The organism is Nostoc sp. (assembly GCF_036917135.1).
Lineage (GTDB): Bacteria > Cyanobacteriota > Cyanobacteriia > Cyanobacteriales > Nostocaceae > Nostoc.
In genome coordinates this window covers 53,674-73,879 of record NZ_JBALEA010000025.1, presented here as the reverse complement: position 1 = coordinate 73,879, position 20,206 = coordinate 53,674, and the positions used below count along the sequence as shown (strand labels likewise).

The following is a 20,206-nucleotide window of genomic DNA, read 5'->3' as shown; positions in this document are numbered from 1 at the left end:
TACACTCCATAATATCATCTAACTTTTTCAGGCACAGATGTATGAGAAAAACTACCATTTTTACTTTTACTTTGTTATCTCTGGCAATACTACCAGCGATCGCACAAGGTCAGACGGACCAATTAGGCCAGGTTTGGACTGATTTTCAATCATATTCCACAGATTTGCAAAATTACCTTCAAGATAAGAATTTGACCGATACCTTAAAGCTTCAACAAAAACAGAGCCGAGATGCTCTTACTTTTAATAGTAGTCCAACGGAAGGATTGAATATACCTAACCCCGTGGCTGCGGGAAAACAGGTTCGTGAGGAATTAATATCTAACTACCCTTATCGTTATAACGCTACATCAAACCGCTTTGAGAATAATTCAGCAGTACAGGGAAATTTAGTTAGTAATGAACTCAATCGTGTAATTACCCGTGAAATAGCGGAAAGTATTCTTGGTCAAAATGGACAAATTAGGACAAGACGTAAGTTAGAAAGTACAGAGAAAAGTCTGGACGATATTGCAGCATCGGCCCAGGAAACAGATGCTAATAATAGTAAATTGATCAGTCAAATTAAGGGCTTTGCTGTTAAAACTGATCCCGCATCATTAGCCACAGTAAATGCTATTTCCGGCTTGGGAGAATTACTAGGTGCTAGCCAAGTCCAAATTCTGAAAATTCAACAGGAACAAATAAAAATTGTAGCTGAAACATTGGGTCAGACATTACAAAGTAATCAGTCTTTGCAATACTCAAACTTAAATTTGGCAAATATTTCTCAGCAGTCGGAAGAGGCAAATCGCGCTCGGAGAGTAGATACATCTACAGAAGCGGCGCGACTTTTACGAGCTACTTCTCAGCTAGATTTGTTTGGCAGAAAACCTAAAAAGTACGAATTGAGGATAAAACTCTAATTTTCCATCCAATTTTTAAAATTATAAGAGGATATTTCAAAAGTCCTCTTATCGGTAGCAAAACGTTCTAGATCCCCCTTAAAAAGGGGGACTCTGATTACGCTTCTCCCCTTTAGGAGGCTTGATCGGGGGGATCAATAAGACAGTGTAAGCCACCGAAAGCATCCAGGATGGTGCGTTACGTTCCTAACGCACCCTACGAAATCTACAAAAACAACCTATAAACTCAAAATGCAACTTGCTATTCAACTAATTTTTGCCCAAGTAGGCATCGGTCAGGTTATCGATAATGGTGCCGCAACTTCCCAAAGTATTGCCGAAGGTTGGGACAAACAATGGCTGGATTTATTACAAAATAACACCAGTAATAACTTGTATGTAGCGCTGACAAATCTGGGTAGATTTTTTGCGGTAGGAACCCTGTTATTTTTTATGATACAATTCCTCAAAGACTTAATATCCTACGAATACACCCGTCCCATATCAGCTTTAATTTGGCCTTTTATTGTGGTACTACTCTTAAGTAATTCAGGCAATGGAAGTATGCTGTCTAATCTGACGCTGGGAGTACGGAATAATGTTTTAAATCCTGTGAATCAGCAAGTATTAGTAACAGCAGATGCAAATAAAATTTACCAACAAGCACTGAATATGAGTGTTGCTGAAGAAGTAACTGGTTCTTTTCTGCGTCCTTGCCAATCGCTAACTGGCGATCAACAAAGTAAATGCTTTGTCCAAGCTGCCGATAAAATCAACGAACTCTTGCAGAAATATAAAAATAATTATGGAAATAAAATCTGGATCATTAGGCTACAAACTAAGATAGATAATATTATAAATGCCAAAGGCTTTGTATCAGAAACCTCATTTAATTCTTTGTTAGGTTCTACAGTCCAAACAAGCATCAAAAACTTTTTAGTTTCCTTGCAATATGCCTTTCAGAATTTGATAGAAGCTAGTATGTTGCTGATAGCAGCTTTAGGCCCAATAGCGCTAGGTGGGTCTTTGCTACCTGTAGCTGGTAAACCAATTTTTGCATGGTTGACCGGGTTTTTATCTATTGGAATCGCCAAGATTTCATTCAATATTATTGCTGTGCTGACTGCCGCAGTTATTGTTAATGGCCCAGGTCAAAGTGCTAGTGCTGATCCAGACTTAATGTGGTTCATCATTTTTCTGGGAATTTTAGCACCAATTTTATCTTTACTTGTGGCTGCTGCTGGCGGTTTTGCAGTCTTCAGCGCTATCAATAATACGGCTTCTTTAGTAAGGGAGAGGATATAAGTAGGTAGGTATAATTAAACATCAAATAAATTCCGATCGTTCGTAGTGAGCGATTCATCGCTCAAAACAATGACTAAAGTCATTACTACAAACTTTAATTTATTTTCGCCTAGCTAGTTAAGAAATTTAAAATGAATAAAATCGATTTTGAGAAGTGTCGTAACTACTGACAATATGCAAAACATCATACATAATAGCTGAGTTTTTTTTGCAAGAGGAGGTGAGAAAATGGTGCGTTTACTAGAAAAAAGACAAAGAACGGGAAGTGCTTTAACAGTTTTTGCGATCGCTACCTTCAGTTTACATATATTAGTTTTATTTTTATTCATATTACAAGGGTTAAATATCCGGCAACTCAGTCTGAGAAAGCCTCCCAACTTTGTGCAATTAATCGACGGTAAACCAGTAGCTAATATTGATGATTTAGCAAGAGAACCAGAAGCAATTCGCCAATTCGTCAGTAAAACGATGATATCAATGTTTAGCTGGTCTGGAACCCTACCACCACAAACTATTGAAGAAGTCGCAAACCCCAAATCAGATTTAGGAATTCTTATTAACACACCTCAAGGTGGTAGCCAAAGAATTAGTACCAGCAGTTGGGTAGCTAGTTTTGCCTTATCAGAAGACTTTCGCAAAGGTTTCTTAAGCACAGTCGCAGAAATGACACCACCAGAAGTTTTCTCTGAAAATCCCGACCAAATGATGACATCACAATTAGTTATTAAGCGGGTTTATCCGCCAAAACAAATTGCACCAGGTAAATGGCGAGTGGGTATGGTAGCCAACTTAATTCAAAAAAACCGAGTCGGTGGTGCAAAACTCATAACTCCTTTTAATAAAGATTTTCTGGTACGTGCAGCAGATTATTTTGCTAATCCCCAAGCCGATAATGACACCGACCTCCAAAAAGCAATTTATAGTGTCCGCACTGATAGATTAGAAATTTATGAAATTCGTAACTTATGTTTGCTAGATAACTACAACAACCTGAACGGAGGTCCATTAAAGCAATGTGGAAGTGGACAAACATCTGATAGCTTTATCAGATAATAGATTTCTAATTCGCTGGCTCATAGTCCAATTTATATAATCAATTATTAATGCAATTACTCAAACCAGAAAATAAAAAAAATAGCCCCTTGCCACTGTTGGCAGTGGGAACCCTTGGTTTACATCTATTTACCTTGCTGTTACTAATATTTCATGGTTCTATGTTACAACAGTTAGGTCAGCAACTTACACCTCAAAGTTTAGTACAACTTGTTGATGGTCATGCTATAACCGTAGACCCTCAACAAAATTTAGAACGACAACCAGAGACTATTCGGCGTTTTGTGGGTGAAACTATGAGCTTAATGCTTACCTGGTCAGAGCAACAGCCACCCACACAAGTCTGGGAAATTACCTCCCAACTGGTAGCTGATGATTTTAAACAAAAACTTAAGTCACAACTTACTAATTTAAATCCAGATAGCCAATTTGAAAATGTTAATAGAGGAACGGAGAATGTATTAGTAATTCAAAAAATTTCTCAGCCTACAGAAATAGGCAAGGGAAAGTGGAAAGTGGAGATGCTTGCCAATCAGTTGATTTTTAGCGGTTATGATAAATTGGGAAAATCAGTTTCTTTTAATAAACAAATTTTAGTTAGATCAATAGATAAACCAGCGACTTCACTACCAAATGCAGCACCACCGTCGTACTTCGCAGCTTACCGCCTTGGTGAAGCCAGACTAGAAATTTATAATGTCTGTGAAATCCAAGATCAGAATTGTTCTGTAAATCCCAACCAAGGTCTACCATGACTCAATACTCAATTCCTACGGAAACGCCTCTCCAAAATGGATTTACTCTAACCACCGACGATCGCCAACCAGAAGTAGAATCTTTAGATTGGGAATCACAGATGTCAAGGTTGGTCGGCTTTGAAGAAGAATCTTCTTCTGCTACTAATCCCCAAGGTTCAGAAGACTCTGCAACGCCGCAAGAGTCGATTTCTCAACCACAAGAAGTTCAGACTCAGCAACCCCTCTCATCTAATCCCTTTGCAAAGTTAGCCTTGGTAGGTGCTGCTACCTTAGCGGTAGTTTTGGTTGGTGGTGTGTTTTTGTCTCGGTTGATGAGTACCAGCAATGAAAAGCCAAAAACTATTGTCTCACCAGAAGTGCGATCGCAGCCCACTGATCAATCTAGCTCTCAACAGCTAGAAGGTGAAGTAGATACTCTCAAAACGAAATTAGCCCTGACTGAACAAGCACAACTGGTAAAAGCCGCCCAACAACAACTCAGAATTGCTAAATCAACGCCCACAGTAGCCTTACAAAAACCGTTAGTTTCTTCCATAGATAGACAGAACGTGATCCCAACACCGGCACCAACAGTTTACGTACCTCAACCAGTGGCGGCTGCTCCCATAGTTAAAGCACCTGCTTATCAACCTTTGCCATCACCCCAGCTACCAGTTGTCAACCCAAACACTCAACCAGTAGTTAATACAACTCCACCATCTCCACCAAGCCCCATTGAAGAGTGGATGAGGTTATCAAAGTTAGGTAGCTATGGTCAAGTAAATGCTAGCACTCAACCTATTGCAGCCGCTTCTGAACCTGTAAATAATACCCAAGAACAGACACCAAACCCCAATCCTAGCCCAACTCCACAACAGCCAGCTCCTGTGGTTAGTCAAGCGCAACCGCAGGGACAGAAATGTCTAGCAGTTGGGAGTAGTGCGAAAGGTGTGTTAGCGACAGCGATATTTGGGGAAAGTAGTAAAGGTGGTGGTGGTGGTGGTGGTGACGCAGACGAAAACAAAAACGTATTTGTAATCCGATTGCAAGAACCCCTAAAATGTAAGGATGGTACGATCGCTCTACCTGCAAACACCGAATTCCTCACTGAAATTCGTTCCCTTTCCGACCAAGGTCTTTTGCAGATGAACGTAATTAAAGTTATCTCGCAAAATAATGGCAACCCTACAGAACAAACCTTACCCAACAATGCAATTATTCTTCGCGGTACCCAAGGTAAACCTTTAATCGCAAATAAATTTCCCAGTCAGAGTTCATCCATAGCATCAATGGATGCAGGACAATTCCTTGTGGGAGGTCTTAGTAAAGCCGCAGAGTTAATAAATCGCCCTGATACCACACTCGTGTCCTTACCCACCACCACCACCACCACTAATGCCGACGGCACCACCTCCCCCGTCACTACTTCTACTACTGGTACTATCACTGAGAACAGACGCAACCTTGGAGCTGCGGTTGTGGAAGGTGGTTTGAACAGTCTAGGAAACCAAATTGCCCAACGTAATCAACAGGCGATCGCTCAAATGTCACAACAAAATAATGTTTGGTTTTTGCCAGCAGGCACAAATATTGAAATCTACGTTAATCAACCAACCCAGCTTTAGAAGGTAGGATTTATACCAATTTTACATATTTGCAACCATGAAAAATAATACTAAATTGTCAGGAAATACCCGAAAACGTTCTTATTTCCTACCTGTAGCTTCCTTAATTTTCTCGGTTGCTATGTTGTTGTTGGTAGGTCGGGCTGTAGCTAATAACGCCGTTCTGCGTTCTGTATTTTCCTGTCAAGCGCAGGGTTTAGGGGGACTAATACCTACTATCGATGTTTGGTATCAAGAAGGAACAAATTTAAGCTTTATTCCGGCTGGAGAAGTAATTAAAAAAGTTTGGTTAAACGATCCATCACAGGTAACTATAGATTTTGATGGGCCGGTATGTATGCAGTATGGCCCAAAACCTAATAGTAGTTCAGGAGACTGTAAAAACTCAGCCGCGAATGTAATGCAACTCAGACGAATTAAAAAACTGGACATTCCCGGACTTCCTAACACTAGTAATACACTTTTAACAGTTGTTACCGAAGGGCAAGGTAGAAACAAACTGTATACTTTTCGAGTGATATATGGAACAGATAACCCTGAATATCACACCTTAGCAATTTTTCCCGATCCTTCTGGTCAAGAAGGAGCTTGTGCGAGAGTTTCACAATAGGTCTCTTGCAAGGCAGCGTTGTATTTCAATTAATTGAAATACATCATAATTTACAGCAGATTGCGAGTTGATGAGGTACAAAAATACCCCACCCTAACCCTACCCGATATATTGGTGAGGGAACTAGATTTGTTGTTTCCCGCCCCAATACAGCAGATTGCGCTCTCATCGAATACACGTAAAGATGTAGCACTGCTACGTCTCTACAAGGTTTTGGGTTTTATATATGTACTTCATTTACCTGAAATCTGCTGTCGGGGGGATTAAGGGGGGTAATTCACCATAGCCCCAAGCAAGGGAAGGGTGTACTTCACTTACTTGCAAAGTGCTGTAAAGTTTGTAGTTAGGACTTTAGTCTTGATGATCCTTGTTTTGAGCGATGAATCGCTCACTACGAACTAGGAGGTCTACTTAATCAGCCGTTTCCAACCCACATCTTTATAAATCTTCAGATAAAAACTAACCACAAATTCCAAATTCGTGTAAATATGAAGAAAAGCTTAAGAGGTTACAGGCTTCATGGTCACTGCCAAAATGATGCAACAGCTCTGGGCTGTAATCGAGTCTACCCAGGTCAGCACCCTGCTCCAATTTGACGATGCTGCTTTAGTACAATTGCTCCTCCATCAGTTAAAAGCTAAACAGGGGATTGATGCCCAGGCAGATAGCACCCTCAATACTTATATAAAATCTAAACTGCCCCTAATTCGTGATACGGCTGAAGGTAGATTATCCTTTGGACAAGGCGGCAATCATTAGTACGAGAAATCAAATGATTGATCACTGCCAAGTATACGCTCAGAGTTCAAACAATTGAATATTATCAATCACTGGCTAGTAATCGCCCTGGTAGCTTATCTAATTGGAGCAGCCATTGAAGGGGTGAGTACAGCCAGTCAGCTATCTCATTCAATGCCAGAACTAGCTAAAAATACACAAGCTCATCCTTCAGAGTCTAGCACTGAGCCTAGTTCGAGTTGGCGAGTTGTGGCCGCGATCGCCTCAGTCAGTATTTGTGGAGCTTTTTTGTGGCCTTGCCGCCTTTTCCACCGTTTAATTAAAGGTAACGTTCGTTCTTGATAACTCCCACAGCTTCAAGCCTGGGGATTTTTGGTTCATGCAACTTGTTCTGGTTCTGTCGCTACAGGTTGCCCAATTTTTGGCTCTGTTCCTGCAAGCAGTCGTTCAATATTAGTGCGATGGCGCAAAATCACATACAATCCACCAGCAATTGCAAACAGAATATATGGTAAGGGTTGATGCAGAAGTAGCATGAAAATGGGAACTGCGATCGCACCGACAATTGAACTCAAAGAGACAGTCCGCGATATCGCCACAACGAAGGCAAACACACCTGCTGTCGCTAAACCTATTTGCCAACTCATTGCCAATAAAATCCCCAAGCTGATAGCAACAGATTTACCACCAGTAAAGCCCAAAAAAATTGATTTACTATGTCCCAGGATGGCAGCTGACCCAGCTAAAGTTACTATACACGGTTGCCACAGTTGTGCATCTACCGTTGGAGGTATATAGTTTTGAATTGGCTCAAAATTGAACAACCAGTAAACTAGACCGATCGCTAATACTCCCTTTAAGGAATCAATTACTAAAACCAATGCTCCTGGTACTTTCCCCAAGGTTCTTAGTACATTAGTTGCGCCAGTGGAACCTGAACCAACTTCCCGAATATCAATACCCTTTAACTGCTTCACAGCAATATACCCAGTAGGAAAAGAACCCAGCAGGTAAGCTATAAGCACAATTAGCAAGCACAAAGTTAACCAGATAGCCATAATACAATTCAAAATTCAAAATTCAAAAAAGTCAAGAGTAATATCTCTTGACTAATGACTAATGACCAATACTTCGACTACGCTCAGTACAAGTGACTAATGACTCATTTAATTTAAAAGTCGTCATCATAGTTTCTCACTATTTTGGGGTCAGGAGCAAAAGCTAACCACAGGGGAAATTGCAGCAGTGATAAACTGATTTGCTCTTCTGAATCATCAATGATAATTAAGGGCAGTTGATTGGCTTTCGTCAATCGGTCTGCTTTTTGAGCCAGAGCGTCTGATGCTTCAAATAATACCACACCCCGGTCTGGGCCAAAATCTGGGCGACCGATTCCCAGACAGTCTTGCAAGCCGCGCCGCCATTCACCTAATCGCTCAGGTGTATTAGCTAAAACTAAACTACGGACGCGATCGCCATACAGCTTGTGTAATATCGAAATTGTGGCTGAGGCAATTAAAATATTCTGTAAACGGCTACCCATTGTCCGCAAACCACCCCGTCCCCCTTGGGTAAAAAACCAGTTAGATACACGTTCAGCGTGGATTGGTTCAAAAGTTCGGCGTAGTTGCCACGCAGGTCCATAATAATCTGGTTTATTGCGGTATTGGTCAATTATGCGGCGAATTTGCTTTGTCGTATCTTGAAACTGCTGTTGGGCAAATTGGGGTATTCCAGGTTGGGATTCAACTGGTTTAGCTTCTTTTACAGATGGTTTTTCTCGTTCCACCACTCTTGGTGTCAATTGCAACTGCTCGGCCGCAGAGGCCAAATCCTGTAAACTACCCGTGAGATAGTCTTTGAACCCCTGCACCCGAATTGCCAAGTCTTGGGATGTACCAGCAAAAGTGGTTCGCATCTCGTTACGGATACGTTCTTGACGGCGTTCTAATTGTTCTACAGAAATTTGCAGGGTTTGTTTGCGTTGTTCTAACTGCACCAGCGACTCTTGCACGAGTCGTCCCAGTGAGGTTTGAGTTTCACTCACTTGTGCCTGAAGGTTTTTGTAAGAAGCTTGCAGTTTGGCTATTTCTGACTTGAGAGCGGCTTGGGCACTCTGCAACTCTGCCACTCGCTGCTCTGCTTCTGTATATAATGAATAATTTCCTGATTCTATCTCTGATCCCAGTACGACATTTTCTGCTTCTAATTGGGCGACAAACTCGCCATTTGAATTTTCGGTTAGCTCTACTGTAGAATCTACAACTTCTGCGTTGGAAATGAGTGGCTCAAAAGTTGTGTAATCTTCTGATGAGCTAATGGCTTCTGTTCCTACCACTGACTCAACAGATGGATTTACTGGATGTTCAACTGGATTCTTCTCTTCTGGTTTTTCTGCCAACTGCTCATCAATTGGTTCTGGGGTTTGAGATGCCTCTGGGTTCATAAACAATAGTGTAATTCCGATGACGCGAATAAATAGCTTTCAGAAATATTACAATTGACCAGCCACAAAAGTCCTGAGCATGAGTGCTGAGTTATGAGTCTAGATCAAAACTACTCAGCACAGATGTCACTCAGCACTAAATACGCGGACAACGTTTTTCTAAGCAAGTTTTCAAGGTGTTGGGGTCAAATAAAATCGGTAAAAAGTGAATACTTTTAATTTCTTTAAAGTAAAACAGGATGGGGACTCGATTCCAAAAAATCCGCCAGTTTTGCCATTCCTGGTAAGGAAAGCGCCGAATCAATTTTTCGCTTCTGTAAATATCTAAGTCGGTGGCAGTAAATTGCAAACGCAGCGTTAACGCCTGAAACATGAGAAACAAACCAAACAGTGTGAAAATGGAGCCTACCCACGGTTGTACCAACAGTAGTGGAATAGCGGCAATCACCAACACTATAGGTATATTGTAACTAGGTTTGAGTTCCACAGTTGATGTGGTATTAGGAGCAAATGAACTGGTCACAGTCTTAAATCCTGCTTTCTTTATTAGTAGGCATCTTGATCTATTTTAGGAGTCATGAGTTAGGAGTGAGGAGTTTGAACTCATAACCCTTAACTGTTAAACGAAGGCAGAGCATTTCCGGCTTTGCTCCTAACTTATCAGTTTTACATGCCGATAAATGCACTGCCAGTCCCCTGAAACATTAACCAAGAAAGAAAGAAGTTGCTCACAAATATAATCATTAAGGCAGTCACAACAGCAGTTGTAGTTGACTGTCCGACACCTTTGGCTCCTCCTGTTGTCGTCAACCCCCAACTGCAACCAATTACGGCGATTAAAATGCCAAAGCAACACGCCTTAATCATGGCGCTAAAAATATCCCAGATTCCAAGAAAGTTACGGGCTGAGTCTAAAAATACCGTATCAGACAGATTGTAGATATTTATCGCAACCATAAATCCCCCAAACATCCCTGTTAGCAGAGACAGGAGGGTTAAAATTGGTAGCATTAAACAGCAAGCAAGGACGCGGGGAATAACGAGGTAATCGATTGGATCTGTTCTTAACATCAACATGGCATCGATTTGTTCTGAGACCCTCATGGTACCGATTTCTGCTGCAAAGGCAGAACCGACTCGTCCGGCCAAAACCACTGCTGTCAACACGGGAGCGAGTTCTCGTGTCAACGCTATAGAAAGCACTCCACCGATAATGTTTCCTGCGCCAAAGTTGATAAATTCCCGTGCCACCTGAATGGTAAACACCGCACCAACGAAAATAGCCGTCAAGAGGGCAATAAATAAGGAATCTGGCCCAACTGCTGCCATTTGTTCTAAGGTGTTGCGCCGATGGATTTTGCCCCTCAATAGGTGAACTAGTACTTGTCCACCCAGAAAAATCGCCGCCAGCAGTCGCTGACTCCATTCTCCTAAACTGGATTTGGATTTAGTCTGGTTCAATGTTCTGTAGCTAACTCGGTAACTGCCTTAAGAATAGCGGAAGTCATGGGAATGGGGAATGGGGAGAATTAAAAATTACTTCTTTCCCCTCTGCTCCCGTGCTTCTTCTCCACTCCCCTAAGAAGGCTGAATATTAACTTAGATTAAAGACGCTCTCAGAAAATGAAGCTGTTATTAAACGTCCTGCAAAGCAATAAATAGGTGCTAATCTTGGATATAACCTTGATTTTGCAAGGTTTTTAGAGATTTAAGTCATTTTTTATATCCCCAGCATCTGCTGTAACTGGTAGCAGGTTATTTTAATGAAAACTTAAGATTCTTGACAGATTGTTTGCTCTGGAGCGATCGCCCGTATTGTAGAAAATGACAACCCGCTATCTAGCTCTTGTCATCTCTACTCACGGAGTTTGTCTGAAATGACTATTTTTACTAACTTTCTCCGCTCCCTACTACTCACGATCATTTTTAGTTTTATCGTTCCGATGTTTCTCGTTGGTGGCGGATTGCTATTTCTATCCCTCATTGGTCACTTCCCTGGCTTACAAGAGTTGACTGAGGCGATCGCTACTGAGATTATGCATTTTCTCGCCACCTTTGGTAGTGGGACTCCCCTACGCGGATTATTTGTAATTAGCTTGACCTGTAGTTTCGTTGGGGTACTGTTTGATATGTACGTATATTATAGGTATCAAATTTTACGAATAAACTGATAATTAGTGGAAACAGTTTCGTCAGGCGCTCATGATCTGTAGAAAACAGGAGAAAGTAATATTTCCAACAGTGAAAGTACTACTGGTCTAAAGCTAAATAGAGATTCGTGTTGGCGAATGAATTTTTTTTATTAATTAAATTGATTCCTGAAGTTATTGATTAAATATTCATTAGTTATCAGAAAAATGGGTTTAAAACCCCGTCCTTCGAGGACGGCTTTGGGAGCATGTCAACCTGCGACTTCTAACCACCAAGGAGATTTTTTCTGGACAAACCCATACAACATCTGTTTCATTTCTGCCAGTTCTGTCTCCAAAGTTGCAACTCGCGCTTCGAGTTGTTGAGAGGGTTCTTCAAGTTGCTGGGAGGTCATAGGGATCTGGGACAAGTTAGAGTTCAACAAGCATTATAGCGAGATATCTAGAGTCGCTGAATTACTAATTCGTGAGCATTAGATTCACGTTAACGTCCTAGCATTTTATCCCGCAGATGTTTAATGCGATCGCTTCAACAAGTCATTAACGGCTCAAATCAGGACGGTAAGCAAGCAATCTCGAACTCAGCAGCAATTTGCAACCGTCTGCTGCAAAGGGGTTGTTGTGCGGCGATGGCACTGGGAATTCATAGGAATCTGCGGCAACTTTGACTTCAAGGAGCTTTAAATGGATTAACAATTCCTAGCCCATCAATACTTGAGTATCCAAAATCTTCTGTGTACAGCGTTTGAACGTTTGCTTCTAAACAAGCGGCAATAATCATTGAATCCCAGTGAGATAGACTAAAGCGGCTCATCAGGTTCTCTGCACGATCAATAACGCTCCATGTTGGGAGCGCAGTGTACCAAACCTGCTGTAAATCACGAACGTACTGATAGGCTTGCGCTCTGTTATATCCCAATGATTCCAATTTGCGACTGACTGCCAAATACTCACAGGCAACCTGCCACAGCAAAACACTTTCTGTCAGAGCAGATATGAGAGAAACTGCAATTCCTTGTTTAACTGGATCGCGGGGATCATTTACGTAGATTAAGATGTTGGTGTCAACAGCGTTCATGCAGCATTTCCCGTGTGAACCGAGGAGCATTAAGCGGAATCGGATTTTGCTGCATCCGTTCGACTAGCGATCTGAGAAACCGTTGTTTAGCCTCTGTATTAGAAATTGGCGGTGACACAACATAAGGGGACTGAATCAACAATTCAACCTCAGTTCCTTCAGGCAACTCAAAAGCTGTTTGAAGGATGAATGCACCGTTACGATAAATTGCTTTCAGAGCTTGGGTCATATTGGAAGTCTATGCAGGTCGCTATCCCCTCAAGCATAGCCCATCGCCTTACCATCACACTCAAAACGAAAACGTTGCCTCACTGACATCTCACACTAACTGAATCATTGAATACCAACAGATTAGATTGTGGTTACGCCCTCACCAAAGGCTCAACAGCATAACGGTGCTGTTCAGAGGCTGCCAATAAGTTTTGCTACCACACCGATCAACCTTGCCAGTGCGTTGCAACAGTGTTGTTATACCGCGTCGCAACCTGAATATTATATCTCAATCCCTCATCACTCTTCCGACTTCGAGATAAGGTGTTGCAATCCAAACCGTTCAGGATTTCAAGGCGCTCATTCTTAAACTGCAAAGCAATCCCTGAAAGTATCCACGCTTCTACGCCCAGAAAAGTTTGCATATCTTTTTCGACGCGAGATTCCACAATTTCGATTCCTGTGACAAGTTCTCCTACTAGATCGCTGAACTCAGGATTTTTCTGCTGAATCCATCGTAATGGTTTTCTGTCAGGGTCTTCATCTCCACACCAATATACCGGACTGCTCAAGTCAATTGAATCCAATGAAAAGGAAAACTCATTTAATTTAGTGGCACAAAATTCAAGTTGCTTTTCCTGTGTACAGATAACTACGGGAGCATCGCTAAACCATTCGTCACTTTTCTCATCCCATAAACTCCACACAGTTTGAACTTGAAGTCCTGTTAGAGGAATTTGCACCATTAATTCCAATAGCTCTGTAGCTGAGTTGCTCCACTGCGGCTGATAATTTTGGATTCCCCACTCGCCCATACATCTGACTTGCGTCCATTGATATCTAAAATCCAGTACTCAATAATACCTGACTTAGCATAAGCGTTCGCTCTTGGCATTGGCGTTGGCGTTCGCGTAGCGTGTCGCAGACAAGCCTCTCGTAGAGAAGCCATCGCTTTTACTTCTCGATCATACTTGAGATTGGAATCAGCTATTTCAATTTAGGGCGAATATTGGTCAGCATCAGATTCACGTTAACGTCCTAGCATTTTATCCCGCAGATGCTTTCTGGCGATCGCTTCAACAAGTCATTAACGGCTCAAATCAGGACGGTAAGCAAGCAATCTCGAACTCAGCAGCGATTTGCAACCGTCTGGTGCAAAGGGGTTCTTGTGCGGCGATCGCTTACCATAGAGCTAATGATTAGATTATATGTAGCTTGAAGTATGCAAATTACCATTGAAATTCCCGATGAAATTGCCCAGCGACTAGACCAAACGCAAGGGAACCTCTCTCGTCGCTTCCTAGAACTAATTGTTGCCGATGCTTACGGTTGTGGCAAGATTAACACTGCTGAAGTGCGTCAAATTCTCCAGCTACCAACCCGTCTTTGTGCTCATATCTTTCTGAAGCAGATGGGTATTTATCTAAACTATGACGAAACTGAATTAGAACAGGATCTTCAGACTCTTAAGGAATTCAGAGTACAATGATTGTTGTCTCTGATACCTCTCCAGTTTGTTACCTGCTATTAATCAATCAGATTCTCGTATTACAGCGTCTATATGGATGTGTGATCATTCCTCAAGCCGTTGCAGATGAACTAAGAGCATCTGAATCACCCCCTGTTGTGAAAAACTGGATTGCTCAACCTCCTAATTGGCTTCAAATACAACCAATCGAACTTCCTCAAGACGTTGAACTAGAAAAGCTTGACCCTGGTGAACGAGAAGCAATTTTACTTGCAGAACAACTGAAAGCCGATTTAGTGATCTTGGATGACAAAGCAGCAAGGCGAATTGCTGTGGAACGTGGATTAAAAATAATTGGGCTTCTGGGCATTTTGAAAGACGCTACCAGATATGGCTTGCTGGATTTAGAAGCAACGTTTGAACAGTTGCAAGATGTTGGCTTCTGGGTTGCACCAAGTTTGCTGAAACGTTTACTCAAAGATGATTAACTTGCGATGTCTACGACGGGCGTAGCTGCCACTCTTGTCACTCACAATATGAACGAATTTTCTAGAGTTGGGGGACTTGCGATCGCCTACTAGTAATCTGATAAACTGACTTTTGCCCTGAACATCAATTAGGAAAGTTAGGAAAAAAACAAAAATGGCAACTATCTACGGCACCACAGTTTCTGACACAAGAAATGGAACTTCGGGAAATGACATATTATATTATATGGATGGGCTAGGGGTGGCAATGCTAATAGCCCGTCTGGTAATGACACCCTGAATGGCAGCTCTGGTGACGATATCTTAAATGGTGGGGCGGGTGCTGACAACCTTTTCGGTGGCGCTGGCAATGATAGCCTGATTGGCAATGATGGCAACGACGTGCTGACTGGCGGCACCCGTAATGACACCTTAGAAGGTGGGGCGGGTGCTGACAACCTTTTCGGTGGCGCTGGCAATGATAGCCTGATTGGCAATGATGGCAATGACGTGTTACAAGGTAATGCCAGTGATGACGTCCTAGTTGGAGGCTTGGGCAGGGACATACTTACAGGCGGAGACGGTAACGATAGATTTTACTTTAATTCCCCAGATGAAGGAATTGATACCATCACTGACTTCGATATCTTCACTGATGAGATTTGGATTTCCGCCGAAGGTTTCGGAATAGATACAGACGCTCTCGATGCGATTACGTTCGACAGAAGTACAGGCGCACTGTTCGTTGAAGACACTCAGATTGCGAGAGTTTCCTCTATTTTGAGCTTATCACCGATTTTAAGTAGTGTCATCACCATTTTCTAGAAACCTGTGTGCGGTTATGGCCTGTCACGAATCAGGCGATCGCTAATCAGTCATTTGATTCCTTAGATGAGCTAGAGTCCGTTTTATTTCAACGTTGCAAGCTACTATCTAACGAGCGTGATTTAATTCGTGGTCTAACTTATTGCCACTGGTGGTCAGAAACAAACAACAATTTAACTGTGTGCATTTAACCAGATTTGATATGACTGGCGATCGCACCAAAGAAAATTAGGACATAATCTTTGAGATTGTGAAAGCTTTGCTTGAACAACGGCGATCGTTGGATGCCACCGCACTACCCATCAAGCATTAAGGCTTAAGATTACGACATTAAGGCTTAAGGTTACAACATTAAGCCTTAAGATTACGACATTAAGGCTTAAGGTTACAACATTAAGCCTTAAGGTTACGACATTAAGGCTTAAGGTTACGACATTAAGGCTTAACATTAAAGCTAATGGCGATCGCTTCACCCAGTCCCGCCCTATAGCAATGCAATAAATTCCTCTACACTTAAATCAGCATCCCGAATTATTGCCCGCAACGTACCCTTGGCTAATTCCTGATGATCTGGGACAACAACTTGAGCAAACGGTTCATCTCGTGGTAGAATAATATAGCTACTTTGCCTACGCTTTTCGTAGAAACCCACGTTTTCTAAGGCTTTGGCGCAATCTCTTCCTGAAATGCTCGGTAATTTGCTCACACGAGTACCAGAAACGTTTCAAAGTTATCTTCTGGAACAGGCAAGCCATCCTCCTCTAATGCGGCAACGTAACCTGAGATTGCCTCTTTGATATTGGAAAGGGCTTCCTCTTTAGTCTTACCCTGGCTAATACAACCTTTTAGGCTTGGGCACTCTACAACCCAGAAGCCATCTTCATCTCGATACACAATTACCTGTCTCATATTCTACTCGATAATAAAAAATGTGTATAACTGTTCTTGATCTTATCAAGTAAGCCTCTTAAATCTGCCTTCTACTGTTCATTTCAACCTCAAACTGTATATTTCTCTGATCACATCTTGCACCTAGCCCTAGCGATTAGAAATCGCGGCTATACAAACGAAGTCCGCCTACGCCGACTAACGCAAAATCAAGGCTTTTCAACCTGCGGAGGCAGGTTTTGTCTGTGTAGCCGCGACTTCTAGTCGCCTAGTGCAAGATATAAGTCTGGGCGTCTACGCATCTTCATTGCCGATATATTCAATTTTCGGTTGCTTCGGTTTCAAACTGCACTATTTTTATTGCTACCCTGACCAAGCACTAATGTCCCAACATTTTATCCCGCAGATGTTTAATGCGATCGCGCAATTTACCCGCTTCTTCAAATTCCAGTTTCTTCGCCGCTTCTTTCATCTGCGCTTCTAACAAAGTAATCAACCCTGGAATCTGTTCTAATGGCAGTTCATCTATATGTTCATCGACAACTTTTAAATCAGTTGCATTTAACCGCCGAGATACATCTAAAAAAGCCAAAATCGCATTACTTGATTTTTTCACAATTGGTTGTGGTGTAATTCCATGCAGTCGATTATGTGCCGTTTGAATTCCACGCCGTCTATCTGTTTCATCAATGGCTTTAATCATGCTACCTGTCATATTATCGGCATACAAAATCGCTTGTCCTTGGACGTGACGCGCGGCTCTACCAATAGTTTGAATTAAAGAACGCTCGGTTCGCAAAAAACCTTCTTTATCTGCATCCATAATTGCTACTAAGGAAACTTCAGGTAAATCCAAACCTTCCCGCAGCAAGTTCACACCAACCAAAACATCAAATTTCCCCTCGCGCAAGTTCTGCAAAATCTCAATGCGCTCAATAGAAGTAATCTCAGAATGTAAATAACGTACCCTGATACCGTGGTCTTGCAAATATTCGGTTAAATCTTCCGCCATCCGCTTGGTTAATGTGGTAATTAACACTCGTTCATGGCGATCGGCTCTATCTTTAATTTCTCCCAATAAATCATCAATTTGTCCTTCTGTGGGACGCACAGAAATTTCTGGATCAACCACCCCAGTTGGTCGAATCACTTGCTCAATTACATGGTCTTCAGAAACTTCTATTTCCCAATTTCCGGGAGTTGCTGAAACAAAAATACACTGATTCATCTTTTGCCAGAATTCTTCTGCTTTCAAAGGACGGTTATCAGCAGCGCTAGGGAGACGAAATCCATGTTCAATTAAAACTTTTTTTCTAGCTTGATCGCCGTTATACATCCCACGAATTTGGGGCACAGTAACGTGAGATTCATCGATAATTAATAGCCAATCTTTAGGAAAATAATCGATTAAACATTCTGGCGATTCTCCAGGTTTTCTTCCTGCTAAGTGACGGGAATAATTCTCAACGCCGTTGCAATAACCTACTTCGCGTAGCATTTCCAAGTCATAGCGTGTACGCTGATCTATGCGTTGCGCTTCTAATAGTTTCCCAGCTTGTTCTAAGTCTAATTTTTGCTGTTTTAATTCGGCTGCAATATCGTGACAAGCGACTTCTAACCGTTCTTCTGGAGTGACAAAGTGACGCGCAGGGTAAATATTCACCGCTTCCAAACTTTTGAGAATTTCCCCTGTCACCGGATCAATATAGCGAATCGCGTCAATTTCATCACCAAAAAATTCGACGCGAATAATCCGGTCTTCATAAGCTGGTCCAATTTCTAAGACATCACCCCGAACGCGGAATTTTCCCCGACCCATTTCGATGTCGTTGCGGCTATATTGAACGTTGGCTAAATCTCGTAAAATTTGGCGTTGATTTACTTCCATACCTATCTGAAGGGGGATGGCAGCTTTCAGATATTCTGCTGGCATTCCTAAACCGTAGATGCAGCTGATGGAAGCAACGACAATCACATCACGGCGTTCAAAAAGCGATCGCGTCGCTGAATGCCGCAACATATCTATTTCATCATTAATCGCTGCCGTTTTTTCAATATAAGTATCGGTAACGGGAATATACGCTTCTGGCTGATAGTAATCGTAGTAGCTGACAAAGTACTCGACTGCGTTGTTGGGAAAGAAATCTCGCAACTCGTTACAAAGCTGTGCAGCAAGGGTTTTGTTATGTGCCAGCACTAAAGTAGGCTTGCCAATTTTCTCAATCACTGCTGCTACCGAAAATGTCTTGCCAGTTCCAGTGGCTCCTAGTAAAGTTTGGTAACGATTGCCTGATTGGATACTAGCAGTCAATTGTGCGATCGCTTGTGGTTGATCGCCTGTGGGACTAAAGGGAGCTTGAAGACAAAATTCTGTCATACAGTTTTGCTGGAAATACCCTATTTCATGGTGACGATTCCGCCCTGTATCCATTCTAGCTGGCTTATTAGACCAAATAAATAGTAATAATTATTTACAAAAATTAATGCTTTAAATTTACTTATGTATCTGTTTTAAAGATTCTTATATCTATATGAGGTTTTTTAAGGTTAAACTTTAAGGTATATGGAAAAAAATTTCATCTTTCCTTAATTATTGTAAAATTCAATTAACAAACCAGAGGTGTTCGTTTATGGCTATTAGCAGCGCTGGCAAAGCAATCGGTTCTCGGCAAAACAATGCCAAGTCTCCAGGGGAAAGTACAGAGGAAGTTGAAAATCAACCAGACCAGAGCTTGAATGCTGATAAAGTCGAGGAAGTTACTGAACTGCCAGTGGGAGCTTCTGGAACACTCGCCATTTCTGGAATTCGTCCTATAGGCGCTAGCGACTTAGAAGTTGCTGAACACCTTTCAATTGCTGGGGTGCGCCCCGTTAGCACCAGTACGTTAGAAGTAGTTGAAACCTATAACTCAATGGGTATTCGTCCAATTGGTGCGAATACATTTCAAGTCGTTGAAAGTATAAATCTTTCTGGGATTCGTCCAATTGCCTCAAGTTCATTGGTAATTTCTGACGGCTATTCATCATTTGGGAACCGTCCGATAGCATCAAATGAGGTTGATAATTCTGAAACCCTTATGGGTTTTCTAGATTAGACAAAAAACATCACCATAACTTTATTAACCCAGTTTCTTTAAGAAACTGGTTTTTTTTAGCTAATTAAAAAGTATGGATGACGATATTTGCACTTGTTCTATGTCTTTTAGCATAGGCAACTAAACTATTATTGTTTTAATTTACGTTCAGCCAACAGCCAGGATGCTTAGTACAATTACTTTTTTGCAGTTTTAATTTTTAATTTTTAATTTTTAATTGTTTAATATGCCTTGTGGTGGAAGGCTTTAGCAAAAACTTTAAGCTACTGTGTAAGAGTAAGAACAAAGGATTTCAAAGTAGTTTATAGCTTTGAAAGTAACTTTTTATTAAATCAGGAGTACAAAATGAGCATAGAAGATCGTGCTAAAGCAGCTGCTAAAAATGTTGAAGGTAAAGCCCAAGAAGCATTAGGAAATGTCACTGGAGATCCTGAAGACAAAGCCAAAGGTAAGGCAAAGCAAGCTGAAAGCGAAGTACGTCATGGGATTGAAGACGTAAAAGATAATGTTAAGAAAAACATTGACTAACAATTCATCATTTTTTTGCAGAAACTATAGGGATATAAATGGGGTTAATTCTCTTTTTGCAGAAAAATATGAGTTGTTTTAGAAGCAAGCTAAACTCTT

General features: G+C 41.6%; 29 protein-coding genes. 17 read left to right on the top strand and 12 right to left on the bottom strand.

Annotation, left to right across the window (positions count from 1 at the left end):
- The first annotated feature begins 41 nt into the window (after positions 1 to 41).
- The 8 genes from V7K50_RS07125 to V7K50_RS07090 all read left to right on the top strand — a co-directional run bounded on the left by V7K50_RS07125 (position 42) and on the right by V7K50_RS07090 (position 7,294).
- Complete coding sequence (locus V7K50_RS07125) at positions 42 to 905, top strand: hypothetical protein (protein ID WP_334958523.1); 864 nt, start codon at positions 42 to 44, stop codon at positions 903 to 905.
- A gap of 231 nt (positions 906 to 1,136) precedes the next feature.
- A complete protein-coding gene (locus V7K50_RS07120) occupies positions 1,137 to 2,189 on the top strand; it encodes a hypothetical protein (RefSeq protein ID WP_334958521.1) in 1,053 nt (350 codons plus the stop codon).
- A 228-nt stretch (positions 2,190 to 2,417) separates the two neighbouring features.
- Entirely contained in the window at positions 2,418 to 3,242 is an 825-nt protein-coding gene (locus V7K50_RS07115) for a hypothetical protein (RefSeq protein ID WP_334958519.1), read from the top strand.
- 50 nt (positions 3,243 to 3,292) lie between these two features.
- On the top strand, positions 3,293 to 3,997 hold the full coding sequence (locus V7K50_RS07110) for a hypothetical protein (protein WP_334958517.1): 705 nt from the start codon (positions 3,293 to 3,295) through the stop codon (positions 3,995 to 3,997).
- On the top strand, positions 3,994 to 5,604 hold the full coding sequence (locus V7K50_RS07105) for a hypothetical protein (RefSeq protein WP_334958515.1): 1,611 nt from the start codon (positions 3,994 to 3,996) through the stop codon (positions 5,602 to 5,604). The genes V7K50_RS07110 and V7K50_RS07105 overlap by 4 nt, the downstream gene beginning before the upstream one ends.
- A 37-nt stretch (positions 5,605 to 5,641) precedes the next feature.
- Entirely contained in the window at positions 5,642 to 6,214 is a 573-nt protein-coding gene (locus V7K50_RS07100) for a hypothetical protein (protein WP_334958514.1), read from the top strand.
- A 519-nt stretch (positions 6,215 to 6,733) separates the two neighbouring features.
- The gene (locus V7K50_RS07095; protein ID WP_334804050.1) at positions 6,734 to 6,973 is read left to right on the top strand and encodes a hypothetical protein; all 240 of its coding nucleotides are present in this window, start codon (positions 6,734 to 6,736) and stop codon (positions 6,971 to 6,973) included.
- Positions 6,974 to 7,033: 60 nt separating this feature from the next.
- Positions 7,034 to 7,294: a hypothetical protein gene (locus V7K50_RS07090; protein ID WP_334958673.1), complete on the top strand. Its 261-nt coding sequence runs from the start codon at positions 7,034 to 7,036 to the stop codon at positions 7,292 to 7,294.
- Positions 7,295 to 7,329: 35 nt separating this feature from the next.
- Here the strand turns inward: V7K50_RS07090 and plsY are convergent, their stop codons facing one another.
- The 4 genes from plsY to V7K50_RS07070 all read right to left on the bottom strand — a co-directional run bounded on the left by plsY (position 7,330) and on the right by V7K50_RS07070 (position 10,859).
- Positions 7,330 to 8,010, bottom strand: a complete 681-nt coding sequence (plsY, locus tag V7K50_RS07085; protein WP_334958512.1) for a glycerol-3-phosphate 1-O-acyltransferase PlsY — start codon at positions 8,008 to 8,010, stop codon at positions 7,330 to 7,332.
- A 113-nt stretch (positions 8,011 to 8,123) separates the two neighbouring features.
- On the bottom strand, positions 8,124 to 9,398 hold the full coding sequence (locus V7K50_RS07080) for a DUF3086 domain-containing protein (protein ID WP_334958510.1): 1,275 nt from the start codon (positions 9,396 to 9,398) through the stop codon (positions 8,124 to 8,126).
- Between the two features lie 136 nt (positions 9,399 to 9,534).
- Entirely contained in the window at positions 9,535 to 9,921 is a 387-nt protein-coding gene (locus V7K50_RS07075) for a DUF3119 family protein (RefSeq protein WP_334958508.1), read from the bottom strand.
- Positions 9,922 to 10,064: 143 nt separating this feature from the next.
- Positions 10,065 to 10,859, bottom strand: a complete 795-nt coding sequence (locus tag V7K50_RS07070; protein WP_334958507.1) for an MlaE family lipid ABC transporter permease subunit — start codon at positions 10,857 to 10,859, stop codon at positions 10,065 to 10,067.
- A gap of 416 nt (positions 10,860 to 11,275) precedes the next feature.
- Between V7K50_RS07070 and V7K50_RS07065 the strand changes: the two genes are divergently transcribed.
- The gene (locus V7K50_RS07065; RefSeq protein ID WP_334958505.1) at positions 11,276 to 11,569 is read left to right on the top strand and encodes a hypothetical protein; all 294 of its coding nucleotides are present in this window, start codon (positions 11,276 to 11,278) and stop codon (positions 11,567 to 11,569) included.
- A gap of 230 nt (positions 11,570 to 11,799) precedes the next feature.
- Here the strand turns inward: V7K50_RS07065 and V7K50_RS07060 are convergent, their stop codons facing one another.
- Positions 11,800 to 11,943 carry a hypothetical protein gene (locus tag V7K50_RS07060; RefSeq protein WP_334958504.1) on the bottom strand — a complete coding sequence of 48 codons (144 nt, stop codon included), beginning with the start codon at positions 11,941 to 11,943 and terminating at the stop codon, positions 11,800 to 11,802.
- 123 nt (positions 11,944 to 12,066) lie between these two features.
- Between V7K50_RS07060 and V7K50_RS07055 the strand changes: the two genes are divergently transcribed.
- Positions 12,067 to 12,216 (top strand): hypothetical protein, encoded by a 150-nt coding sequence (locus V7K50_RS07055; RefSeq protein WP_334958503.1) that lies wholly within the window; start codon positions 12,067 to 12,069, stop codon positions 12,214 to 12,216.
- A 2-nt stretch (positions 12,217 to 12,218) separates the two neighbouring features.
- Here V7K50_RS07055 and V7K50_RS07050 read toward each other — a convergent pair whose 3' ends face one another.
- The 4 genes from V7K50_RS07050 to V7K50_RS07035 all read right to left on the bottom strand — a co-directional run bounded on the left by V7K50_RS07050 (position 12,219) and on the right by V7K50_RS07035 (position 13,785).
- A complete protein-coding gene (locus V7K50_RS07050) occupies positions 12,219 to 12,626 on the bottom strand; it encodes a PIN domain-containing protein (protein ID WP_334958501.1) in 408 nt (135 codons plus the stop codon).
- Positions 12,613 to 12,855 (bottom strand): antitoxin family protein, encoded by a 243-nt coding sequence (locus V7K50_RS07045; protein ID WP_334949082.1) that lies wholly within the window; start codon positions 12,853 to 12,855, stop codon positions 12,613 to 12,615. Before V7K50_RS07045 ends, V7K50_RS07050 begins: the two co-directional genes overlap by 14 nt.
- Positions 12,856 to 13,063: 208 nt before the next feature.
- Positions 13,064 to 13,582, bottom strand: a complete 519-nt coding sequence (locus V7K50_RS07040) for a hypothetical protein (RefSeq protein WP_334958499.1) — start codon at positions 13,580 to 13,582, stop codon at positions 13,064 to 13,066.
- On the bottom strand, positions 13,582 to 13,785 hold the full coding sequence (locus V7K50_RS07035; protein WP_334958497.1) for a hypothetical protein: 204 nt from the start codon (positions 13,783 to 13,785) through the stop codon (positions 13,582 to 13,584). The genes V7K50_RS07040 and V7K50_RS07035 overlap by 1 nt, the downstream gene beginning before the upstream one ends.
- 273 nt (positions 13,786 to 14,058) lie before the next feature.
- On the opposite strand from V7K50_RS07035, the gene V7K50_RS07030 reads away from it, so the two are divergent.
- The 5 genes from V7K50_RS07030 to V7K50_RS07010 all read left to right on the top strand — a co-directional run bounded on the left by V7K50_RS07030 (position 14,059) and on the right by V7K50_RS07010 (position 15,787).
- A complete protein-coding gene (locus V7K50_RS07030; protein WP_334958495.1) occupies positions 14,059 to 14,325 on the top strand; it encodes a UPF0175 family protein in 267 nt (88 codons plus the stop codon).
- On the top strand, positions 14,322 to 14,792 hold the full coding sequence (locus V7K50_RS07025; protein ID WP_334958493.1) for a DUF3368 domain-containing protein: 471 nt from the start codon (positions 14,322 to 14,324) through the stop codon (positions 14,790 to 14,792). Before V7K50_RS07030 ends, V7K50_RS07025 begins: the two co-directional genes overlap by 4 nt.
- Before the next feature lie 154 nt (positions 14,793 to 14,946).
- Complete coding sequence (locus V7K50_RS07020; RefSeq protein WP_334958491.1) at positions 14,947 to 15,072, top strand: hypothetical protein; 126 nt, start codon at positions 14,947 to 14,949, stop codon at positions 15,070 to 15,072.
- Positions 15,069 to 15,596, top strand: a complete 528-nt coding sequence (locus V7K50_RS07015; RefSeq protein WP_334958671.1) for a calcium-binding protein — start codon at positions 15,069 to 15,071, stop codon at positions 15,594 to 15,596. The genes V7K50_RS07020 and V7K50_RS07015 overlap by 4 nt, the downstream gene beginning before the upstream one ends.
- A gap of 8 nt (positions 15,597 to 15,604) precedes the next feature.
- Complete coding sequence (locus tag V7K50_RS07010) at positions 15,605 to 15,787, top strand: hypothetical protein (protein WP_334958489.1); 183 nt, start codon at positions 15,605 to 15,607, stop codon at positions 15,785 to 15,787.
- 293 nt (positions 15,788 to 16,080) lie between these two features.
- Here V7K50_RS07010 and V7K50_RS07005 read toward each other — a convergent pair whose 3' ends face one another.
- From V7K50_RS07005 to uvrB, 3 genes are all read right to left on the bottom strand, one after another.
- Positions 16,081 to 16,302, bottom strand: a complete 222-nt coding sequence (locus V7K50_RS07005; protein WP_334958487.1) for a type II toxin-antitoxin system HicA family toxin — start codon at positions 16,300 to 16,302, stop codon at positions 16,081 to 16,083.
- Positions 16,299 to 16,505, bottom strand: a complete 207-nt coding sequence (locus V7K50_RS07000) for a type II toxin-antitoxin system HicB family antitoxin (protein WP_334958485.1) — start codon at positions 16,503 to 16,505, stop codon at positions 16,299 to 16,301. Before V7K50_RS07000 ends, V7K50_RS07005 begins: the two co-directional genes overlap by 4 nt.
- A 358-nt stretch (positions 16,506 to 16,863) precedes the next feature.
- Positions 16,864 to 18,861, bottom strand: a complete 1,998-nt coding sequence (gene uvrB, locus V7K50_RS06995; protein ID WP_334958483.1) for an excinuclease ABC subunit UvrB — start codon at positions 18,859 to 18,861, stop codon at positions 16,864 to 16,866.
- Between the two features lie 253 nt (positions 18,862 to 19,114).
- On the opposite strand from uvrB, the gene V7K50_RS06990 reads away from it, so the two are divergent.
- Both V7K50_RS06990 and V7K50_RS06985 read left to right on the top strand, forming a co-directional pair.
- On the top strand, positions 19,115 to 19,579 hold the full coding sequence (locus V7K50_RS06990) for a hypothetical protein (protein ID WP_334958481.1): 465 nt from the start codon (positions 19,115 to 19,117) through the stop codon (positions 19,577 to 19,579).
- 345 nt (positions 19,580 to 19,924) lie between these two features.
- On the top strand, positions 19,925 to 20,107 hold the full coding sequence (locus V7K50_RS06985; protein ID WP_099103871.1) for a CsbD family protein: 183 nt from the start codon (positions 19,925 to 19,927) through the stop codon (positions 20,105 to 20,107).
- Positions 20,108 to 20,206 lie beyond the last annotated feature (99 nt).

What these genes read in the sequence shown, in the direction of transcription:
- V7K50_RS07110 (WP_334958517.1), top strand. Translation starts at nt 3,293, where the DNA reads ATGCAATTACTCAAACCAGAAAATAAAAAAAATAGCCCCTTGCCACTG.
- V7K50_RS07125 (WP_334958523.1), top strand. Translation starts at nt 42, where the DNA reads ATGAGAAAAACTACCATTTTTACTTTTACTTTGTTATCTCTGGCAATA.
- V7K50_RS07050 (WP_334958501.1), bottom strand. Translation starts at nt 12,626, where the DNA reads ATGAACGCTGTTGACACCAACATCTTAATCTACGTAAATGATCCCCGC.
- V7K50_RS07065 (WP_334958505.1), top strand. Translation starts at nt 11,276, where the DNA reads ATGACTATTTTTACTAACTTTCTCCGCTCCCTACTACTCACGATCATT.
- V7K50_RS07000 (WP_334958485.1), bottom strand. Translation starts at nt 16,505, where the DNA reads ATGAGACAGGTAATTGTGTATCGAGATGAAGATGGCTTCTGGGTTGTA.
- V7K50_RS07080 (WP_334958510.1), bottom strand. Translation starts at nt 9,398, where the DNA reads ATGAACCCAGAGGCATCTCAAACCCCAGAACCAATTGATGAGCAGTTG.
- V7K50_RS07105 (WP_334958515.1), top strand. Translation starts at nt 3,994, where the DNA reads ATGACTCAATACTCAATTCCTACGGAAACGCCTCTCCAAAATGGATTT.
- V7K50_RS07055 (WP_334958503.1), top strand. Translation starts at nt 12,067, where the DNA reads ATGCGATCGCTTCAACAAGTCATTAACGGCTCAAATCAGGACGGTAAG.
- V7K50_RS07025 (WP_334958493.1), top strand. Translation starts at nt 14,322, where the DNA reads ATGATTGTTGTCTCTGATACCTCTCCAGTTTGTTACCTGCTATTAATC.
- uvrB (WP_334958483.1), bottom strand. Translation starts at nt 18,861, where the DNA reads ATGACAGAATTTTGTCTTCAAGCTCCCTTTAGTCCCACAGGCGATCAA.
- V7K50_RS07035 (WP_334958497.1), bottom strand. Translation starts at nt 13,785, where the DNA reads ATGGCTTCTCTACGAGAGGCTTGTCTGCGACACGCTACGCGAACGCCA.
- V7K50_RS07040 (WP_334958499.1), bottom strand. Translation starts at nt 13,582, where the DNA reads ATGGTGCAAATTCCTCTAACAGGACTTCAAGTTCAAACTGTGTGGAGT.
- plsY (WP_334958512.1), bottom strand. Translation starts at nt 8,010, where the DNA reads ATGGCTATCTGGTTAACTTTGTGCTTGCTAATTGTGCTTATAGCTTAC.
- V7K50_RS07100 (WP_334958514.1), top strand. Translation starts at nt 5,642, where the DNA reads ATGAAAAATAATACTAAATTGTCAGGAAATACCCGAAAACGTTCTTAT.
- V7K50_RS07060 (WP_334958504.1), bottom strand. Translation starts at nt 11,943, where the DNA reads ATGACCTCCCAGCAACTTGAAGAACCCTCTCAACAACTCGAAGCGCGA.
- V7K50_RS07120 (WP_334958521.1), top strand. Translation starts at nt 1,137, where the DNA reads ATGCAACTTGCTATTCAACTAATTTTTGCCCAAGTAGGCATCGGTCAG.
- V7K50_RS07115 (WP_334958519.1), top strand. Translation starts at nt 2,418, where the DNA reads ATGGTGCGTTTACTAGAAAAAAGACAAAGAACGGGAAGTGCTTTAACA.
- V7K50_RS07045 (WP_334949082.1), bottom strand. Translation starts at nt 12,855, where the DNA reads ATGACCCAAGCTCTGAAAGCAATTTATCGTAACGGTGCATTCATCCTT.
- V7K50_RS07020 (WP_334958491.1), top strand. Translation starts at nt 14,947, where the DNA reads ATGGCAACTATCTACGGCACCACAGTTTCTGACACAAGAAATGGAACT.
- V7K50_RS07030 (WP_334958495.1), top strand. Translation starts at nt 14,059, where the DNA reads ATGCAAATTACCATTGAAATTCCCGATGAAATTGCCCAGCGACTAGAC.
- V7K50_RS07095 (WP_334804050.1), top strand. Translation starts at nt 6,734, where the DNA reads ATGGTCACTGCCAAAATGATGCAACAGCTCTGGGCTGTAATCGAGTCT.
- V7K50_RS06985 (WP_099103871.1), top strand. Translation starts at nt 19,925, where the DNA reads ATGAGCATAGAAGATCGTGCTAAAGCAGCTGCTAAAAATGTTGAAGGT.
- V7K50_RS06990 (WP_334958481.1), top strand. Translation starts at nt 19,115, where the DNA reads ATGGCTATTAGCAGCGCTGGCAAAGCAATCGGTTCTCGGCAAAACAAT.